The organism is Pseudoxanthomonas wuyuanensis (assembly GCF_900215535.1).
GTDB lineage: Bacteria > Pseudomonadota > Gammaproteobacteria > Xanthomonadales > Xanthomonadaceae > Pseudoxanthomonas_A > Pseudoxanthomonas_A wuyuanensis.
Window position 1 is genome coordinate 1 of sequence record NZ_OCND01000019.1, and the last position, 19,147, is coordinate 19,147.

A 19,147-nucleotide genomic window follows, 5' to 3' on the forward strand; every position below is an offset into this window, starting at 1 on the left:
CTCGTTCCGCTTCGCGGACCGAACCGGCCCGGCGCAGCGCGCCGGGCGTTCGCCAAGGCGCGCGGCAGTGCCGCGCAAGCCGCCTTGGCTCACCCATGGCCTGCTCTCCGCACCCCCAGCCCGCCGGCCGTCGCCTTTGGGCAGATGACAGGTCGCGACTTCGAAAGGCTTTTCTTCGAGCGCCGACCAGGTGTCCAGAAGCCAGTGGCCAGGGTGGTGCGGGACCGTACGCGGCATGGATGCCGCGTAAGAGCCTACAGGGGTGAGGCAAGCGCTTGCGAAGCATCGCTTCGCGCGCCGCCGAACGCCCGCCATCTGCGATGGCGGGCCGGGCCCGCGCAGCGGGTACTTGCGGCGTGTCCCGCACTGCCCTGGCCACCGGGTTCCAAATAGGCGCTCCCCGCACTTGAAAGAGGAACCCTCTTCGGCGTCTTTCAACAGCTCAATGGCTGGTCAAGGGGGACGACTGGCTTCGAAAAAAGTGGGGATACCTCAGGTCAAGACCCGCCCTACGCGCCTGTGTCCTCGGCCTGCAGCACGCCGTCCTGCAGGCGGTAGCGCTGGTGCACCACGCCCGGAGGCAGGGTGTCGTGGCTGATCATCAGCACGCTGCGCTCGCCGCAGGCGGCGGCCAGATCGATCAGCAGCGCATGTGCGGTGTCCTCGTCCAGGCCTTCGGTCGGCTCGTCCAGCAGCAGGATCGGCGCATCGCGCAGCAACGCGCGCGCCAGCGCCAGCCGGCGCGCCTGGCCGGCCGACAGCGTGGCGCCGCTTTCGCCGACCCAGGTATCCAGGCCCTCGGCCGAACCGCGGAAGCGCTCCTCCAGCCGCACCTGCGCCAGGACCTGCCAGAGCCGCGCATCATCGGCATCGGGCGCGCCTATCAGCAGATTGTCGCGCACGCGGCCGGCGAACACCGGCGCTTCCTGCGGCAGCCAGGCGATGCGCGCATGCCAATCGGCCTGGCTGACATCGCGCAGATCGATGCCGTCGAAAAGAACCCGCCCGGCATCCGGATCGCATAGCCGCAGCGCCAGCGCCAGCGCCGAGGACTTGCCGGTGCCGCTGTCGCCGTGGATGGCGATACGCTGCCCCGGCGCCAGGGTCAGGTCCATGCCGTCGAGCACGCGGCGGGCCGCCGCTTCGCCCGGCCAGCGGAACGACACCTGCTGGAAACGCAGTTCGCCGTGCGCCGGCACCGCAACCGGATTGGCCGGATCGCGCACCAGCGGCGGCTGCGCGGCCACTTCCCGCAACCGCCGCGCCGAGGCCAGCGCCGCCTGCAGCGACTGCCAGGCCAGGCCGACCGCGGCCATGGCTTCGAACAGGGCCACGCTGAGGAACAGCAAGCCACCGGCAGCCGGCGCCTCCAGTTGTTGCCGGTGCACCGCCTGCAGCAGCAGCCACAACAACGCCGGCAGCGCCAGCGCGGCAATCGTCGCGTGCAGGCCCTGCCCCAGCGCCAGCCGGCGCTTGCGGCGGCGTTCGCATTGCGCCAGCGCCTGCGACTGCAGGTCGATTCTCTCCATCCAGCGCGCGGTCGCCTGCAGCGCCTGCAGATCGGCCGCGCCTTCGATCGCTTCCTGCACGCCATAGCGCAGGCTGGCGCGGGCATCGGCGCGTTCGCGTTCGGCGGCGCGCGCGCCGGCCATCGCCGCCAATGGGATTGCCAGCGCCATCAGCAAAAGCGCCAAGGCCAACAGCGCTCCGACCGCCGGCAGCACCCACCAGGCGATGGCCACGCCCAGCAGCGACAATATCGCCAGCGCCAGCAGCGGTCCCAGCGCGCGCACCAGCAAGCCATCGACGGTTTCGATATCGGCCACCAGCCGCGCCAGCAAATCGCCCACGCGGTAGCGGCCCAGCCCCAGCGGCGCCAGCGGCAGCGCGCTGCGGAAAAACCAGCTGCGCAGGTCGCGGGCGATGCGCAGCGTGGCGTCGTGGCCGGCCAGCTTCTCGCCGTAGCGCGACAGGATGCGGATGAAGGTCAGCGCACGGATACCGGCGGAGGGACCGAAGAAGTTGAAGCCGACTACGGCGCTGCCGGCCAGCGCGGCAGCGGTCAGGAAATGCCCGGCCAGCGCCAGCAATCCGGTGCCGGCCAGCAGCGTCACCGCCAGCAGCGCGATGGTCAGCAACGCGATGCCGCGATGCTGGCGGAACACGCCCCGCAACCCGGTGGCGGCGGGACAGTTCATGCGCCGGTCTCCGGGCGCGGCGGCGGCGCCGAGCAACGGCCTTCCGGCAGCCACAGCACCTGCCCGGCCATGCGCATCGCCGCTTCGCTGTGGGTGGCGATGACCAATGTCCGCCCCTGCGCGAAATCGTTCAACGCGGCCAGCAGCGCGGCTTCGGTCAGCGGGTCCAGGAATGCGGTCGGCTCGTCGAGCAGCAGCAGTGCCGGATCGCGCAGGAACAGCCGCGCCAGCGCCACGCGCCGCGCTTCGCCGCCGGACAGGCCGAAGCCGCGTTCGCCGATCACCGTGTCCAGCCCCTGCGGCAGCCGCTCGGCGAAGGCCAGCACCTGCGCGGCCGCGGCGGCATCGCGCAGTTGCTGCCAGCTGGCGTCCGGCCTGGCCAGGCGCAGGTTGTCGGCCAGGCTGCCATGGAACAGGTACGGCCGCTGCGGCGCGTAGCCGATGCGTTCGGCCGCCGGCAGCGCCAGTCGGCCGCTGCGGCAGGGCAGCCAGCCGGCCAGCGCTTCCAGCAGCGTGCTCTTGCCGCAGCCGCTGGGCCCGGCCAGGGCCAGCCATTGGCCCGGCGCCAGCGAAAACGACAGGTCCGCCAGCACATCGCGACCGGCGCCGTGCGGGCGCAGGAACACATGGCTGGCCTGCACGGATGCGGAAGGTTGGTAGTGGACATCGGTCGGACCCGCGTGACCGCCGTCCTGTTCCGCTTCCCCATTCCCGGTTCCCGGTTTCCCGTCCGGCACCGCCAGCGCGGTTTCGATTTCGCCCACCGCCGCCAGCGCGGCGGCGCGGTCGTGATAATGCGTGGCCAGCCGCCGCAGCGGCGCATAGAACTCCGGCGCCAGTAGCAGACAGAATACGCCCACGCCCAAGCTGGGCAGCGCACCGCGCAGGTTGAGCATGCCCAGATAGCTCAGGCCCAGGTACAGCGCGATCATCGCCACGCTGAGCGAGGCGAAGAATTCCATCACCGCCGACGACAGAAAGGCGATGCGCAACACCTTCAGGCTGCGCAGGCGCAGTTCCTCTGCGGCGGCGTGGACGCCGGCCAGTTCCGCGGCGGCGCGCCCATACAGCCGGATCAGGCCCAGGCCACGCAGGCGATCGGCGAAGTGCCCGCCCATCCGCGTCAGCGCCTGCAACTGGCGTCGGCTGGCCGCCTCGGCACCCCAACCCACCAGCATCATGAACAGCGGAATCAGCGGCATCGTCAGCAGCAGAATCACCCCGACCACCCGGTCCACCGCGAACACCGCCAGCAGCAACAGCAGCGGGACGATCATCACCTCCATCCGCGCCAGCCAGAAGCCGCCGTAATAGCCTTCCAGCGCATCGGCATGGGTGCCCATCAGCTCGGCCACGGCGCCGCTGCGTTGCTGCCGCAGCCATAGCGGCCCGCGCGCGAACAGCCGGCGCAGGATCTGCCGGCGCAGCTGCAGGCGGATGGTTTCGACCGCATCGTCGGCCAGCCAGCGGCCCAGCCAACCCAGCGCCGCGCGCAGCAGGGCGCAGATCAGCAGCAATCCCAACGGCGCCAGCGCCGGGGCCGCCGCTTCGGCGAACACGCCCTGCACCGCCCAGGCGATGGCCGCAGCCTGCGGTACCAGCAATGCGCCCGCCGCGCAGACGCATAGCGCGGCCATGCGCAGACGGCGCTGCGCCGGCGCCGCCAGCGCCTGCAGGCGTTGCTGCGGGGAAAGCGCGGCGGCGCTGGCTTCCGCAGTCGGTACCGCAACGTTCGGCAAACTCAACAGGGCGCTCGCAATAGGGATCGGATCAGTTGGGAAGCGTGCGGCAACCCAGCGCCGCCAGCGCATCATGCAGCACCGGAATCCGCACCAGCCATGGCGCGACCAGCGTCAGCACGCCGGCCAGCAGGATGGCAGCGGCCGCGCTGCGGCGCCAGGCCGGCCGTTGCAGCCAGCGTCCCAGGCGCGCGCCCGACCAGGTCAACGGCACCATCATCGGCAGCGTGCCCAGGCCGAATGCGGCCATCGTCAGCGCGGCATCGCGCGCGTTGCCCTGCAGCCACGCCACCGTCAACAGGCTGAAACTCAGCCCGCACGGCAGCCAGCCCCACAGCGCACCGGCGGCTACCCGCTGCCAGCCGTTGCTGGCCGGCAGCAGGCGCGCCTGCAGCGGTTGCAACCATCGCCACAGCCGCGCGCCCGGCCGGGCGAGGAAATTGAACCGTCCCCGGTTGTCCAGCAGGCGCAAGGCGATCAGCACCAGCACCGCGCCGACCGCCAGCCGCATCGCCGCGGCCAGTCCATCCAGCCGCAGCACCGTCAGCAGGCCGCCGCCGACCCCGCCGACGATCAGCCCGGCCAGCACATAGCCGCCGACCCGGCCCAGGTTGAGCTGCCAGGCCTGCGTCCAGCCGCCCTGCGGCGACAGCGCCGAAAACCCGGTGGCGATGCCGCCGCACATCGCCGCGCAATGGACACTGCCAAGCAGGCCGCTCAACAACGCGGCCAGCAGGGTCAAACCGTCAATCGGCATCGCGCGGAACCCGCGGTGCGGCCGGCGGCGGCGCTGGCGGTTCGTCGTCCAGGATGTCCAGCGCGGCGCCGTCCAGATCGTCGAACTGGCCGCGCCGCACCGCCCAGAAGAACGCGGCGACCGCCAGTCCAAGCAGGACCAGGCTGATGGGAATCAGGACCAGCAGGATGTTCATGGTGTGGCCAGGCTCTTCTGGTGCGCGCGCGTTTCGGATGGGCCGTCTGCGGAGACGGTCGTCGGGAGCAGGTCTTCCGGAAGCATGCTGCCGGGAAGCCTGCTGCTGGAAGGCATGCTGTCGGAAGGCACGCCGTCCGCCGGCATCCCGTCCGCAGTCCGCGCCAGCCGCAGCGCGTTGACGGTGACGGTCAGCGAGGATAACGCCATCCCCAGCGCCGCGACCCATGGCGTCACCAGGCCCGCCGCCGCCAGCGGCAGCGCTACCAGGTTGTAAGCCACCGCCCATGCCAGGTTCTGCCGGATCACCCGCCGCGTCTTGCGCGCCAGCGCAATGGCCGCCGGTATCCGCGACAGCACGTTGCCGGTCACCACCAGATCGGCGGCATGCTGCGCCAGCGGAGCGCCCTCGCCCATCGCGATCGATACGTCGGCGCCGGCCAGCACCGGCGCATCGTTGAGGCCGTCGCCGACCATCGCCACTACCCGGCCGGCGGCCTGCAGTTCGCGCACCCGCGCCAGTTTCTGCTCCGGCAACTGCCGCGCATGCGCGCTGGCGACTCCCAGCGCGGCGGCGGTGCGCGCCACTGCGCCGGCCTGATCGCCACTGGCCAGGTGCACCGACAGGCCGCTGCCGCGCAACGCGGCGATGGCTTGGTAGGCATCCGGGCGCAGTTGTTCGGCCAGTTCGAAGCGCGCCTGCGCGCGGCGGCCATCGCCCAGCCACAGGCCGTCGCCGCAGGTTTCCCCACAGGCGAATGCGGCCGTGCCCAGCCGCCAGCGGCGGCCGTCGACGATGCCGATCACGCCATGGCCGGCGACCGTTTCGACTTCGCTGGCGCTGCCCGTCTGTACGCCACGGAACGCCGCCGCGATCGGATGCCGGCTGTCGCGTTCCAGCGCCGCGGCAATCCGCAGGGCCTCGTGTTCGCTGATATCGCCCAGCGCCTGCACGCCGGCCAGCGCAGGTTGCGCATCGGTCAGCGTGCCGGTCTTGTCGAACACGATGTCGGTCGCCTGCGCCAGCGAATCCAGCGCATCGGCGCGCGTGGCCAGCACGCCCCAGCGCGCCAGCGTGCCGTGCGCGGCCGCCAGCGCCGCCGGTACCGACAGCGACAGCGCGCAAGGGCAGCTGATGACCAGCCAGGCCAGCGTCACTTCGAAGGCGCGGGCCGGATCGTGCCAACGCCAGAACACGAAGATCGCCACCGCCGACAGCAGCAGCGCGCGCACGAACCGGCTGCCGATGCGATCGGCCAGCCGCGCGATAGGCGGCCGGTGCGCCTGCGCCTGTTCGACCAGCCGGGCCAGCTGCGACAGCCGGGTGCCGGCACCGGTCTGGGTCACCTGCAACCTGGCCGGGCGCTGCAGGCACAAGGTGCCGGCGTAGACATCGGCGCCGGCGCGCTTTTGCACCGGCGCCGATTCGCCGGTCAGCAGCGCCTCTTCGAACGCGGCCTGGTCGCTCAGCAGCACGCCGTCGGCCGGTACGCCGTCGCCTTCGGCCACCCGCACCACGTCGCCGGCCAGCAGCGCCGATACCGGCACCGACTGGCGGCTGCCGTCGTCGTTTTCGCGGGTGGCGAACGCCGGCCGCGCCCGCGCCAGCGCATCGACCTGCGAGGTGGCGATATTGCGCGCGCGCTGTTCCAGCATGCGCGCGGCCAGCAGCAGGAACACGAACATCACCGCGGCGTCGTACCAGACATGCGGGCCGCCGCGGACGGTTTCGATCAGGCTGGCGAAATAGGCCAGCAGCGTGGAGCCGGCGATCAGCGTATCCATGCCCAGCTGGCGGTTGCGCAGTTCGCGCCAGGCGCCTTCCAGGAACGGCCAGCCGGCGTAGAACACCACTGGCGTGGACAGCAGGAAGGTCAGCCAGCGGAAGAAGTCGCGCGTGGGTATCGACATCGTGCGGCCGACGTCCAGGTACAGCGCTTCGGCCAGCATCATCGCCTGCAACGCGCCCAGTCCGGCCACGCCCAGCCGCAACAGCCAGCGCCGGCGCTCGGCCTGGCGCGCCTGTTCGCGCGCCTGCCCGCCGGCCAGGTACGGCCGGTAGCCCAGCATGGCCAGCCGGGCCAGCGGCTGCGACAACGCGGTCCGTGCGGGATCCCAGGCGATGCGGATGCGGCCGGTGACGGCGTTGGCGCTGCTGTCGAGCACGCCCGGTTCGCGCGCCAGCGCGCGGTCGATCAGCCAGGCGCAGGCGGCGCAGCGCATGCCGTCGGTCAGCAGGGTGATTTCGCGGCCGCCTTCGATGGCATGGCTGTGCTCGGCCAGCACTTCCTCGCGGTCCCAGACGCCCAGGTCCAGCGGTTCGGTGCCGACCCGCGCGGCGGCGGCGCTGCGCAGGCGGTAATAGCCCTGCAGATCGGCCTGGCGTATCCATTCGGCCGCGGCGGCGCAACCCTGGCAGCAGAAGGCCTGCGTCTGCCCATCGGCCTCCGCCTGCACCGGCGCGGCCGGCAGCGGTTCGCCGCAGTGGTAGCAGGTGCCGAAGTGGCGGGAGCCTTCCATCGCGGTGGCGGTATCGCTATCGAGCCGCGGCCAGCGACGGCGCCAGATGGGCCGCGTGCTGCATGCGCGGCAGCCGCCCGCGCAGGCGCCAGCGATTGTCGGCCGGGGCCAGTTCCAGGCCCCAGTCGTGGCTGGAATCGAGTTCGGTACCCAGCCGCCATCCGGTCGCCGTCGGCGCCAGCTCCAGCTGCAGGTCGGCCTTGGCCTGGGCCGGGTGGGTCAGGCGCAACGAAAGCGGCTGATCGCGCGGAAACTCTCCCGACACCGGCAGCACTTCGATCACGCCGTCGTCTGCCCGCATGACCGCGCTGAGCTTCATTCCCGCGGCCTGCTGGTCCGGCCCCAGATCGGCGGTCTGGATCTGCGCCACCCGCTGCACCCGGTCGGTCACCGTGTCGGCGCCGCCGCTGTTTACCGCGATCACCACCAGGCCGACACCGGCCACGATGGAAGCCAGCGGCAAGCCTGCCACCAGCCAGATCATCGGTTCGCGCCACCATTTTTTCTGCTGGTTCATTTCAGAGGCCCAAAGAAACTGCTGTCGATGGAAGTCTGCGCCTGGCCATCGCTGCGCTCAATCCGGAAACGCACGGGGTGGCGGCCACTGAGGCTGTCCGGGGCAACCGCGGTCACCGACAGCGACAGCACCTGCTCCGGCCCGGCCTGCGCAATCACCGGCGCCTGCTTGAGGACGATGCCGGCCGTGTCCGACTGCAGAACGATGCGGTACTGGTGCTCGACGTTGTCCTTGTTGATCAGCTTCAGCGTGTAGTCGTTCTCCACCGTGCCCTGCGCGGTCTGGCGGTACAGCGCGTTGCGGTCGCGCAGCACCTCGGCGATCAGTTCGCTGCGGTGGGTCACGCCCCAACCCCAGGCAAGCAGCAGTCCCAGCAGCAGCAGGCCGTAGACGATCACCCGCGGCCGTACCACCCGGGTCGGTTTGCCGTCGATCGCGTTCTGGGTCGAGTAGCGGATCAGTCCGTCCGGGTAGCCCATCTTGGCCATCACCTCGTCGCAGGCGTCGATGCAGGCGCCGCAGGCGATGCATTCGTACTGCAGGCCGTTGCGGATGTCGATGCCGGTCGGGCAGACCTGTACGCAGATCGTGCAGTCGATGCAGTCGCCCAGCTGCTCGGGCGCGAACTTGGGCAACGGCTCTGCATGCACGCCGGCGCCGGCGAAGGTGATGGTGCCATGCGCCTGCAGCCGGTTGTCGGCCGCGGTGGGATGCTGGTTGGCGCGGAACACGTAGTCGTAGGCGGTGACCTTGTCCAGCAATCCGCGCGCCCGCTCCAGCACGCTGGCCATGCCGCGCTTGCGCGGGCCGCGCGGCTCGCCGCGCATCGGGTCGTAGGCGATGATCAGGGTGTTGCGGTCGAACATGGCGCTCTGGAAGCGCGCATACGGGCACATGTACTTGCACACCTGCTCGCGCAGGAAGCCGGCATTGCCCCAGGTAGCCAGCGCGTAGAACAGCACCCAGAACGTTTCCCAGCCGCCCCAGCCCGGCGCGGCGCCCAGCAGCGGCATGCGCGCGGCCAGATCCACGATGGGCGTGAAGAAGCCGACGAAGGTGAAGCCGGTCCACAGCGCGAACAGCAGCCACAGCAGGTGCTTGCCGCCCTTGCGCAGGATCTTCTCGCCGTTCCACGGACCGGCGTCGAGCTTCATCCGCCGGCTGCGGTCGCCTTCGGTCCAGCGCTCCATCCACAGGAACACCTCGGTCCACACCGTCTGCGGACAGGCGTAGCCGCACCACAGGCGGCCGGCCAGCGCGGTGAAGAAGAACAGCGCCATCGCCGCGATGATCAGCAGCAGCGCCAGGAACAGGAAATCCTGCGGCCAGAACGCCAGGCCGAACACATAGAACTTGCGCGCCGGCAGGTCGAACAGCACCGCCTGGCGGCCATCCCAGCGCAGCCACGGAAACACGTAGAACATGCCCAGCAGCCACACCACCGCCGCCACCCGCAGCCGGTTGAAAAGGCCGGAAACATCGCGCGGATAGACCTTGCGCTCGCTGACATAGAACGAGTTGCCCTGCGCGTCCACCACATCGATGGGAATCTTGCGGTTCAAGACGCGTCTCCTGCAGGTGCAATGGAACCGGGCGTGGCCGCAAGGGCGCGGCAGGCAGGAGAGTGGGAAATCGCGGTCATGGGAGGAGGCTTGGCCGGCGGCAGGGCCGGCGTGGCGGGTGGCTGGCAAACGGCGAAGGACAAGCGGACCAGTGTGCCGATTCCGGCCGCGCGCGGAAGCGACCGGTTGTCGCAGCAGCGGTACGGGTGCAGCTGGAAATCTGGGCGGAACATCGGATGGCGCCGCCTGGTCAGTCCGGCGGCAGGGCGCGGTTGAAGCGGCTGGCCGGGCGCAGCAGGATCCAGGTGAACAGGCTGGACGAGGCGGTCGCCAGCCAGAACATGAAGAACCCGATGCTGTAGCCGATCTCGCGGGTCAGCGGCAGGTCCGGGAACGTCGCATCGCGCAGCATCAGCGGGTCGACGAAGGCGAAGAACACCATGGTGGCGACGCCGGCAGCGAAGAAGCTCGGCCACACGATGGCCCCCAGGCGCTGGGCCAGGGGGCGCGGCGCGTGCTCGAGGCGGCGTTCGCTGAAGTCGGTCATGGTCCGCTGCCAGCGCTCTCGAGCGGCGCGTTCGACAGCGACCAGACATAGGCCGCCACCAGCCGCGAGCGGGTTTCGCCCAGGGTGTCGCGGTGCGCCGGCATGGTGCCCTGGCGGCCGGCGGTGATGGTCTGCTGCAGGCTTTCCTTGCTGCTGCCGTACAGCCAGTAGCCATCGGTCAGATCCGGTGCGCCCAGGTCCTGGTTGCCCTTGCCGTCGATGCCGTGGCAGGCCACGCAGACGCCTTCATAGAGCTTCTTGCCTTGCGCGGCCAGAAAGTCGTTGCGCAACGCTTCCGGGTTGCCCAGCGTGCGCATGTAGGCGATGGTGTAGTCGACTGCGTTCGCCCCGCCCATGCCGGTCAGCACCGTGCCCCACTCCGGCATGATGCCCTGGCGGCCGTCCAGCACGGTTTCCAGGATCTTCTCCGGCGAGCCGCCCCAGTGCCAGATCTGGTCGGTGAGGTTGGGGTAGCCGGTCGCGCCCTGCGCGGAGGAGCCATGGCAGGTGGCGCAGGTGTTGTTGAAGATGGAACGTCCCAGCGCCAGCGCCTTCGGATCCCCGGCCAGCGCATCGATCGGCTGGTTGTCGTAGGGGCGGAAGGTTTCCTCCAGCTTGCGATCCTCCACCGCCTTCTTGGCCGCATGTTCCGATGCCGAGGACCACTTGCCGTAACCGGAGAATCCGCCCAGGCCGCCGTACCAGAACAGGTAGCCCACGCCGAACACGATGGTCAGGTAGAACAGGTTGATCCACCAGCGCGGCAGCGGCTTGTTGTACTCGGTCAGATCGCCGTCCCAGACGTGGCTGGTTTCCTCCGGCGCGGGATCGCCCGGGCGGCGCCGCGCGGTCCACCACAACAGCCACACGCAACCCAGGATGTTCAGCGCCACCAGCGCGATGACATACCACGACCAGCTGATGCTCATGGGTTGCCCTCCTCGCCGTCGCTCAGCGGCAGCCGTGCCGCATCCTCGAATTCACGCTTGCGCCTCGGGCTCCACGCCCAGATCCAGCCGCCGATGAACAGCGCCAGCAGTACTGCGGTAACGATTCCGGAAACCATGTCTCAGCCCCCCTTCGGGGCATGCTTGCCCAATGACTGCAGATAGGCGACCACCGCATCGAGTTCGCTCTTGCCCTGGATCTCGGCCGGCGCCTGTTCGATTTCGGCATCGCTGTACGGATCGCCCAGGGTCTGCAGCGCGCGCATGCGGCGCGCCACGCTCTGGCCGTCCAACTGGTTCTTTTCCAGCCACGGGAAGCCCGGCATGTTGGATTCGGGCACCACGTCGCGCGGATTGTTCATGTGCACGCGGTGCCAGTCGTCCGGGTAGCGGCCGCCGACGCGGGCCAGGTCCGGGCCGGTGCGCTTGCTGCCCCACTGGAACGGACGGTCATAGACCGATTCGCCGGCCAGCGAGTAGTGGCCGTAGCGTTCGCTTTCGAAACGCAGCGTGCGCACCATCTGCGAATGGCAGTTGTAGCAGCCCTCGCGCACGTAGATGTCGCGGCCGGCCAGCTCCAGCGCCGGGTACGGCTTGACCCCTTCCAGCGGCTCGATGGCTTCGGCCTGGTACATCAGCGGGACGATTTCGGCCAGGCCGCCGAACGACACCGCCACCGCGATCAGCACCGCCATCAGGCCGACGTTCTTCTCGACTTTTTCGTGTGAGTTGTTGTTGCTCATGTCCGGTCCTCAGGCCCGCGCTTCGGAGATGTCTGGCGGCAGGATGGCCTGCGGCACGTTGTCGCGGGCCTGCGCGAAGGTCTTCCAGGTGTTCCAGGCCATCAGTCCCATGCCGGCCAGCACCAGCAGTCCGCCGCCGAGCCGGATCAGGTAATACGGATAGGTCGCGTTGAGCGATTCGACGAAGCTGTAGGTCAGCGTGCCGTCGTCGTTGGTGGCGCGCCACATCAGCCCCTGCATCACCCCGGCGATCCACATCGAGGCGATGTAGAACACCACGCCCAGCGTATGCATCCAGAAGTGGGTGTCGATCAGCTTGACCGAGTACATCTGCTCGCGCCCCAGCAGCTTGGGCAGCAGCGCGTAGATGGAACCTACCGAGATCATCGCCACCCAGCCCAGCGCGCCGGCGTGCACGTGGCCCACGGTCCAGTCGGTGTAGTGGCTCAGCGAGTTGACCGTCTTGATCGACATCATCGGTCCCTCGAAGGTGGCGATCATGTAGAACGAGATGGCCACGATCAGGAACTTCAGGATCGGGTCGGTGCGCAGTTTGTGCCACACCCCGGACAGGGTCATGATGCCGTTGAGCGCGCCACCCCACGACGGCGCCAGCAGGATCAGCGAGAACACCATGCCCAGCGACTGCGCCCAGTCCGGCAACGCGGTGTAGTGCAGGTGGTGCGGGCCGGCCCACATGTACACGGCAATCAGCGCCCAGAAGTGCACGATGGACAGCCGGTACGAGTACACCGGGCGCCCGGCCTGCTTGGGCACGAAGTAGTACATCATGCCCAGGAAGCCGGCGGTCAGGAAGAAGCCGACCGCGTTATGGCCGTACCACCACTGCACCATCGCATCGACCGCACCGCTGTAGACCGGGTAGGACTTGGCCAACCCGACCGGAATGGAGATGTTGTTGACGATGTGCAGCAGCGCCACGGCGATGATGAAGCTGCCGTAGAACCAGTTGGCCACGTAGATGTGCTTGACCTTGCGCTTGGCGATCGTGCCGAAGAACAGCACCGCATAGGACACCCACACCACCGCGATCAGGATGTCGATGGGCCATTCCAGCTCGGCGTATTCCTTGCCCTGGGTCAGGCCCAGCGGCAGGGTGATGGCGGCGGCCAGGATGACCGCCTGCCAGCCCCAGAACACGAACGCCGCCAGCTTGTCTGACAGCAGCCGCACATGGCAGGTGCGCTGCACCACATGCAGGCTGGTGGCGAACAGCGCGCTGCCGCCGAAGGCGAAGATCACCGCATTGGTATGCAGCGGCCGCAGCCGGCCGTAGCTGAGCCACGGCAGATCGAAGTTGAGCGCCGGCCAGTACAGCTGGGCGGCGATCAGCACCCCTACGGTCATTCCCACGATGCCCCAGACCACGGTCATTACCGCGAACTGGCGCACCACCTTGTCGTTATAGGTCCCCTGGACGCCTTGCATGCGACCGTGCTCCTCAGCATTGATGGGGCGATCCTCGCCCCTGTTCAGATTCCCGGCATTGATCTGGATCAATCTCGGTATCCGTCCCCGGAATGCGCGTATGGTCTACGCAACCGGTGCCGAGCCGGGTGCGACAGAATGTCGCTGTCGCCGTCTCAGAGCGGCGCTAGAATTGCCTGCATCCTCCGCGGAGCCGTTGCCATGCCGGATATGACTGTCGTCGACCTGTCCCGCCTGCAGTTCGCGCTGACGGCGATGTACCACTTCCTGTTCGTGCCGCTGACGCTGGGCCTGTCGTTCATGCTGGCCATCATGGAAAGCGTCTACGTGATGACCGGGCGCGACATCTGGCGGCGGATGACGCTGTTCTGGGGCACGCTGTTCGGCATCAACTTCGCCATGGGCGTGGCCACCGGCATCGTCATGGAGTTCCAGTTCGGCACCAACTGGTCCTATTACAGCCACTACGTCGGCGACATCTTCGGCGCGCCGCTGGCCATCGAGGGGCTGATGGCGTTCTTCCTGGAAGCGACCTTCATCGGCCTGTTCTTCTTCGGCTGGAACCGGCTGTCGAAGGTGAAGCACCTGATGGTGACCTGGCTGGTGGCGCTGGGCGCCAACTTCTCCGCGCTGTGGATCCTGATCGCCAACGGCTGGATGCAGAACCCGGTCGGCGCGGTGTTCAACCCGGACACGATGCGGATGGAGATCACCGACTTCGCCGCAGTGCTGTTCAATCCGGTGGCGCAATCCAAGTTCGTGCACACGGTCAGCGCCGGCTACGTGACCGGGGCGATGTTCGTGATGGCGATCAGCGCGTTCTACCTGCTGCGCGGCCGCCACGCCGACCTGGCCAAGCGCTCGATGGCGGTGGCCGCCAGCTTCGGCCTGGCCGCTTCGCTGTCGGTGGTGGTGCTGGGCGACGAGAGCGGCTACGTCACCGGCGAGAGCCAGAAGATGAAGCTGGCGGTGATCGAGGCGATGTGGGAGACCGAACCGGCCCCGGCCGGCTTCAACGCCTTCGCCATTCCCGACCAGGAGACCCGCAGCAACCGCTATGCGCTGCATATTCCGTACGTGATGGGCATCATCGGCACCCGTTCGCTGAATACCGAGATGCCGGGCATCCTGGAGCTGGTCGAACGCGCCGAAGGGCGCATCCGCAACGGCGTGGTCGCCTACGAGGCGCTGCAGCAGTTCCGCGCCGACCGCGACAATGCGCAGGCACGCGAGGTGTTCGAGGCCAACTGGCGCGACATCGGCCATGCGCTGCTGCTCAAGCGCTATCGCGAGGACATCGGCAACGCCAGCGAAGAGGAAATCGTCAAGGCCGCGTTCGACACCGTGCCGCGGGTGGCGCCGCTGTTCTGGAGCTTCCGGCTGATGGTGGCGCTTGGCTTCTACTTCATCGCCTTCTTCGCCATCGCGTTCTGGCTGGCGACCACGCAGCGGCTGGACAAGTACCGCTGGTTCCTGAAGCTGGCCTTCTACAGCCTGCCGCTGCCGTGGGTTGCCATCGAATCCGGCTGGCTGATCGCCGAGTACGGGCGGCAACCGTGGATCATCGACGGCGTGCTGCCGACCTTCTTCGCCGCCTCGGGCCTGCAGTTGCACCAGATCCTGATCACACTCAGCGGCTTCGTGCTCATCTACACGGTGCTGGCGGTGGTGGAAGTCTGGCTGATGCGCAAGCTGATCCTGAAAGGGCCGGACGATGTGGCCGACGCGCTGGAATCCTCCACCGGTGCCGGCCAGACCGCCGCCACCGCCGCCTGACCGCACAGGAGCTACCTCATGGATACCATTCCTCTCGATTACGGCACGCTGCGGATGATCTGGTGGCTGCTGCTGGGCATCCTGCTGATCGGCTTTGCGGTGATGGACGGTTTCGACCTGGGCGTGGCCACGCTGTTGCCGGCGGTGGCGCGCAGCGACGAGGAACGCCGGGTCGTGATCAACGTGATCGGCCCGGTCTGGGAAGGCAACCAGGTCTGGCTGATCCTGGGCGGCGGCGCCATCTTCGCCGCGTTTCCGGCGCTGTACGCGGTGAGTTTCTCCGGCTTCTACCTGGCCATGTTCCTGATCCTGGTCGCGCTGATCCTGCGCCCGGTCGGCTTCAAGTTCCGCAGCAAGGTCCAGGACCCGCGCTGGCGCAGCGTGTGGGACTGGGCGCTGTTCGTCGGCGGCTTCGTGCCGGCGCTGATCTTCGGCGTGGCGATGGGCAATGTGGTGCTGGGCGTGCCGTTCCACTTCGACGACAACCTGCGGCCCATCTACACCGGCGGACTGTTCGGCCTGCTGACTCCGTTCGCGCTGCTGTGCGGGCTGGTCAGCGTGGCGATGCTGGCCATGCACGGCGCCGGCATGCTGGCCATCAAGACCGAAGGCGCGGTTTCCGAGCGCGCGCGCCGGCTGGGCGCAATGGCCGCGGTCGCTACCGCGGTGCTGTTCGCGCTGGGCGGGATCTGGCTGGCGCTGGGGATTCCCGGCTATGCCGTCGTCGGCACGCTGGATCCGGCCGGCCCTTCCAATCCGCTGGCCAAGCAGGTGGTGGCCGAATCGGGCGCGTGGATGCGCAACTACCAAGCCATGCCATGGACCTGGCTGCTGCCGGCGCTGGGCGTGGGCGGCGCACTGGTCTGCGCGCTGATGTTGCGCGCGAACAGGGCGATGGCCGCGTTCCTGGCTTCGTCGGTCGCCATCGCCAGCATCATCCTGACCGAGGGACTGGCGGTGTTCCCGTTCCTGCTGCCGTCATCGACCCAGCCCGGCGCAAGCCTGACCCTATGGGACGCCTCTTCCAGCCACATGACGCTGTTCATCATGCTGCTGGTCACCGCGTTGTTCCTGCCCATCGTGCTGCTTTATACCGCCTGGGTGTTCAGCGTGCTGCGCGGCAAGGTCGGCGGCAGCAGCCTGGGCGACAACCCCAATTCGTACTAGCGCGCTCTAGGAGACACCGGCATGTGGTATTTCTCGTGGATACTCGGCGTCGGCCTGGCGGCCAGCTTCGCCATCCTCAACGGCATGTGGTACGAGATGCGCGAATCCGATCGCGCCAGCGCGCTGGCCGACGACAAGTCCGCCAACCAGCCGCCGCAGTAAGCGCCGGCGCCGCTGGCGCGCCGCCACGCTATTACCAGCGGCGGGCACGGCCCTTGCCGACCGCCATCGCAACCGGCGGCTGCGGATCCAGATCGGTCAGCAACTGCTTCAGTTCGACCGCGATCGGTTCGCCATCGCCCAGCAGATCCAGCGTGGCGGTGGCCGTGCGGGTCAGCGCAGCGCGCTCCAGATAGACCTCGTCGCCGACCTGCGGCGGACGCTTGGTGCTGCACAGGCTGTTGCGCAGCCGCAGCACGCTGGTGCCGGATTTGCGCCACGGCTGGTTGGGTATCAGCTTGCTGACGATGGCGCTGTCCAGGCTCACCACGACGGTGTTGCCCTCTATGCCGGAGCAAACTCCGATACCGATGTCATAAGTCATGTCTTGCTCCGATGGGGGCGGCAACGCGTGCGGCCCGGGGACGCCGGCTCAATGGCGGATGACCGTCAGCGAACCGACCAGTTTCGATTGCTCGAGCAGCTCGCGCAGTCGGTTTTCGACCACCGCCAGGTTCTGCAACCTCGGGGAGCCATGCAGCGAATAGACGGTGGTGGTGTGCGGACCGAGCGTCTGCACATTGCGGCTGACGCTGATGTCCAGCGTTCCGCAGGCATCGGCCCACAAGGCACGCAACGCGCTCGGACCGATGCTCTGGCCGTTGCGGAGGTGAAACTTGAACCATTCGACATGGTTCTTCATGAAGCCGACCCCATACGGGAAGCGGCCAGTATGCGCTCTTTGCCGCCCGCCAATGTGAACTGGAGCCGGTCGCAGGCCCGTCCAGCGATGGCTTAGTGCCCGCTGCAGGCGTACAGTGGGCAGGCAACCCGTATTTCGAGCGCGTTTCGCCCGGCCGGACCTCGTCGCCGTTTCGCTCCCTTCCCCGTTACCCGTGCCTTCCGACCGCAGGGGTATCTCCACGGGAGCGCCCCATGCCGGGCTACCTCACACGCAACATCGCCCTGCGCATCGGCGGGCGCGACTACGCCATCCGCGCCCTGAGCGACCGCCAGCAGTACGCCGATCCGCAAGGCCATGCCGAGCGCGCCGGCATCTCGTCGGCGCTGTGGTGCCTGTTCGGGCAGATATGGCCTTCCGGCCAGGTGCTGGCCGAAGCGATGAGCGGATTCGACGTGGCCGGCAAGCGCATCCTGGAAATCGGCTGCGGGCTGGGCCTGTCCAGCCTGGTGCTGCAGCATCGCCGCGCCGATGTCACCGCCAGCGATCATCATCCGCTGGCGGAGTCGTTCCTGCAGCACAACGCGCAGCTCAACCGATTGCCGAATGTCACCTATCGGGATCTGCCGTGGGAGATTCCCGACGCGCGGCTGGGGCGCTTCGATCTGATCATCGGCAGCGACGTACTGTACGAACGCAACCACGCCACCCTGCTTTCGGCGCTGCTGCAGCGTCACGCCAAACCGCGCGCGGAAGTGCTGATCACCGATCCCGGCCGCGGCAACAGCTCCGTGTTCACCCGCGCGCTGGCGCTGCAAGGCTACTCGGTGGATGAGCAGCGCAGCCGCTTCAACGAAAGCGACAACCCGCCATTCCGCGGCCGCCTGCTGAAGTACCAGCGCGGCATGGCGGCCGCCAATCCGGCCTAGGAGGCCGCAGCCGGCGGGCAATGGACCCGGAGGAATTCAAGAAGCCGTCGGATGCGCCGGTCAGAACCCGCCGCCGAAGGTGAACTGCAGACGCTCGATCTCATCGCCGTCCTGCTTGCGCAGCGGAAAGGCGTAGCTGATCGAGATCGGACCGACCGGTGCGCGCCACAGCAGCGCCACGCCGGCCGAGGCGCGCAGCTCGCTGGTCTGGAAGTTGTCGACGCCGTCGAACACGTTGCCGACATCCATGAACGCCGACACGCGCGCGGCATTGGACTTGAACAGCTTGGGGAAATACAGCTCCAGCGCGCCGGTGGTCTTCAGCGAACCGCCCAGCGGCTGGCCATCCGAATAGTAGTAAGTGGCTTCCGAGCGCGGGCCCAGGGTGTTGTCGGTGAATCCGCGCACCGATCGGGTGCCGCCGGCGTAGAAGTTCTCGTAGAACGGCAAACCGCTGGCGGTGACGGTCTTCACGTAGTCCGCAGAGGACTCGCTGCAGGGATCGCTTGGCGCGGTATCGGCATCGCTGTAGCAGAGGTTGCGGGTGGCGCTTTTGCCGTAGCTGTCGCCGTAGCCCAGGTCCAGGCGCGTGTTGAGTACCACCGCCGATCCCAGCGGCCAGTATTTGGAGAACTCGTAGTTGAGCTTGTAGTACTCGGCCGTTGAACCGGGCAGCGCCAGCTCCGCGGACACGCGCTGGTACAGGCCGTTCGTTGGCATGAAATAGTCGTTGCGGGTATCGCGCGCCCAGCCCAGTTCGCCGCGCCAGGCGTGGAAGGTGCGCTGGCCGATGGCGTCGATGTAGTCGATGATCGCCTGCGGCGTGTAGCCGCTGTACGTCGACACTTGGTTGGAATCGATGCCCAGCGATAGCGAGATCGTGTCGTTCTCGGTAATCGGTAGGCCCAGAATGGCCTTGGCCGACGCGTTGGTGGTGGCGTAATAGGCGGTGTTGTAGTCCGAATAGTCGATCTGGCTCCAGGACAGGTTGTAGCCCAGCGATACGCCGTCGTCGGTGAAGTAGGGATTGACGAACGAGAAACCGTACTTCTCCTGGTAGCTGCTGCGCGCGGCGCTGACCGCGGCGCGGTTGCCGCTGCCGAGGAAATTGTTCTGCGACAGTTCGGTGGATGCGGTCAGACCATAGGATTGCGAGTAGCCCAGGCCGAAAGTGAAACTTCCCGACGTGGTTTCCTTGACGTTGTAGACCACGTCGACCTGGTCGTTGGTGCCGGGGACGGCAGGGGTTTCGACATCGACGGTTTCGAAATAGCCCAGCCG

The 19,147-nt window shown here is 68.2% G+C and carries 19 protein-coding genes; 4 read left to right on the plus strand and 15 right to left on the minus strand.

Annotation, left to right across the window (positions count from 1 at the left end):
- Positions 1 to 509: 509 nt before the first annotated feature.
- The 12 genes from cydC to ccoN all read right to left on the minus strand — a co-directional run bounded on the left by cydC (position 510) and on the right by ccoN (position 13,153).
- On the minus strand, positions 510 to 2,198 hold the full coding sequence (gene cydC, locus CRO39_RS19960) for a thiol reductant ABC exporter subunit CydC (RefSeq protein WP_097123756.1): 1,689 nt from the start codon (positions 2,196 to 2,198) through the stop codon (positions 510 to 512).
- A complete protein-coding gene (cydD, locus tag CRO39_RS19965; RefSeq protein WP_097123739.1) occupies positions 2,195 to 4,009 on the minus strand; it encodes a thiol reductant ABC exporter subunit CydD in 1,815 nt (604 codons plus the stop codon). The genes cydC and cydD overlap by 4 nt, the downstream gene beginning before the upstream one ends.
- Positions 3,969 to 4,694, minus strand: a complete 726-nt coding sequence (locus CRO39_RS19970) for a sulfite exporter TauE/SafE family protein (protein WP_097123740.1) — start codon at positions 4,692 to 4,694, stop codon at positions 3,969 to 3,971. Before CRO39_RS19970 ends, cydD begins: the two co-directional genes overlap by 41 nt.
- Positions 4,684 to 4,869, minus strand: a complete 186-nt coding sequence (gene ccoS, locus CRO39_RS19975) for a cbb3-type cytochrome oxidase assembly protein CcoS (RefSeq protein ID WP_097123741.1) — start codon at positions 4,867 to 4,869, stop codon at positions 4,684 to 4,686. The genes CRO39_RS19970 and ccoS overlap by 11 nt, the downstream gene beginning before the upstream one ends.
- Positions 4,866 to 7,388, minus strand: a complete 2,523-nt coding sequence (locus CRO39_RS19980) for a heavy metal translocating P-type ATPase (RefSeq protein WP_097123742.1) — start codon at positions 7,386 to 7,388, stop codon at positions 4,866 to 4,868. Before CRO39_RS19980 ends, ccoS begins: the two co-directional genes overlap by 4 nt.
- Positions 7,389 to 7,404: 16 nt before the next feature.
- Positions 7,405 to 7,905: a FixH family protein gene (locus tag CRO39_RS19985; RefSeq protein WP_097123743.1), complete on the minus strand. Its 501-nt coding sequence runs from the start codon at positions 7,903 to 7,905 to the stop codon at positions 7,405 to 7,407.
- The gene (locus CRO39_RS19990) at positions 7,902 to 9,467 is read right to left on the minus strand and encodes a 4Fe-4S dicluster domain-containing protein (RefSeq protein ID WP_097123744.1); all 1,566 of its coding nucleotides are present in this window, start codon (positions 9,465 to 9,467) and stop codon (positions 7,902 to 7,904) included. The genes CRO39_RS19985 and CRO39_RS19990 overlap by 4 nt, the downstream gene beginning before the upstream one ends.
- A gap of 250 nt (positions 9,468 to 9,717) precedes the next feature.
- A complete protein-coding gene (locus CRO39_RS19995; RefSeq protein WP_097123745.1) occupies positions 9,718 to 10,014 on the minus strand; it encodes a hypothetical protein in 297 nt (98 codons plus the stop codon).
- Positions 10,011 to 10,943, minus strand: a complete 933-nt coding sequence (gene ccoP, locus CRO39_RS20000; RefSeq protein WP_097123746.1) for a cytochrome-c oxidase, cbb3-type subunit III — start codon at positions 10,941 to 10,943, stop codon at positions 10,011 to 10,013. The genes CRO39_RS19995 and ccoP overlap by 4 nt, the downstream gene beginning before the upstream one ends.
- A complete protein-coding gene (locus CRO39_RS20005) occupies positions 10,940 to 11,080 on the minus strand; it encodes a cbb3-type cytochrome oxidase subunit 3 (protein WP_097123747.1) in 141 nt (46 codons plus the stop codon). The genes ccoP and CRO39_RS20005 overlap by 4 nt, the downstream gene beginning before the upstream one ends.
- Before the next feature lie 3 nt (positions 11,081 to 11,083).
- Positions 11,084 to 11,704 carry a cytochrome-c oxidase, cbb3-type subunit II gene (gene ccoO, locus CRO39_RS20010; RefSeq protein WP_097123748.1) on the minus strand — a complete coding sequence of 207 codons (621 nt, stop codon included), beginning with the start codon at positions 11,702 to 11,704 and terminating at the stop codon, positions 11,084 to 11,086.
- A gap of 9 nt (positions 11,705 to 11,713) precedes the next feature.
- The gene (gene ccoN / locus CRO39_RS20015) at positions 11,714 to 13,153 is read right to left on the minus strand and encodes a cytochrome-c oxidase, cbb3-type subunit I (protein WP_097123757.1); all 1,440 of its coding nucleotides are present in this window, start codon (positions 13,151 to 13,153) and stop codon (positions 11,714 to 11,716) included.
- 201 nt (positions 13,154 to 13,354) lie between these two features.
- Between ccoN and CRO39_RS20020 the strand changes: the two genes are divergently transcribed.
- From CRO39_RS20020 to cydX, 3 genes are read left to right on the plus strand one after another with little or no spacing between them, the layout of a single operon-like run.
- Positions 13,355 to 14,929 (plus strand): cytochrome ubiquinol oxidase subunit I, encoded by a 1,575-nt coding sequence (locus tag CRO39_RS20020; protein ID WP_097123749.1) that lies wholly within the window; start codon positions 13,355 to 13,357, stop codon positions 14,927 to 14,929.
- Positions 14,930 to 14,947: 18 nt separating this feature from the next.
- A complete protein-coding gene (cydB, locus tag CRO39_RS20025) occupies positions 14,948 to 16,096 on the plus strand; it encodes a cytochrome d ubiquinol oxidase subunit II (RefSeq protein WP_097123750.1) in 1,149 nt (382 codons plus the stop codon).
- A 21-nt stretch (positions 16,097 to 16,117) separates the two neighbouring features.
- Entirely contained in the window at positions 16,118 to 16,258 is a 141-nt protein-coding gene (gene cydX, locus CRO39_RS20030; protein ID WP_097123751.1) for a cytochrome bd-I oxidase subunit CydX, read from the plus strand.
- A gap of 31 nt (positions 16,259 to 16,289) precedes the next feature.
- On the opposite strand, the gene CRO39_RS20035 is transcribed toward cydX, so the two are convergent.
- The gene (locus tag CRO39_RS20035) at positions 16,290 to 16,640 is read right to left on the minus strand and encodes a hypothetical protein (protein WP_097123752.1); all 351 of its coding nucleotides are present in this window, start codon (positions 16,638 to 16,640) and stop codon (positions 16,290 to 16,292) included.
- Between the two features lie 48 nt (positions 16,641 to 16,688).
- Positions 16,689 to 16,958 carry a hypothetical protein gene (locus tag CRO39_RS20040; RefSeq protein ID WP_097123753.1) on the minus strand — a complete coding sequence of 90 codons (270 nt, stop codon included), beginning with the start codon at positions 16,956 to 16,958 and terminating at the stop codon, positions 16,689 to 16,691.
- Positions 16,959 to 17,191: 233 nt separating this feature from the next.
- Between CRO39_RS20040 and CRO39_RS20045 the strand changes: the two genes are divergently transcribed.
- Positions 17,192 to 17,866, plus strand: a complete 675-nt coding sequence (locus tag CRO39_RS20045) for a class I SAM-dependent methyltransferase (RefSeq protein ID WP_097123754.1) — start codon at positions 17,192 to 17,194, stop codon at positions 17,864 to 17,866.
- A 60-nt stretch (positions 17,867 to 17,926) separates the two neighbouring features.
- Here the strand turns inward: CRO39_RS20045 and bamA are convergent.
- The coding region (bamA, locus tag CRO39_RS20050; RefSeq protein WP_097123755.1) for an outer membrane protein assembly factor BamA at positions 17,927 to 19,147 on the minus strand (1,221 nt) is incomplete at its 5' end.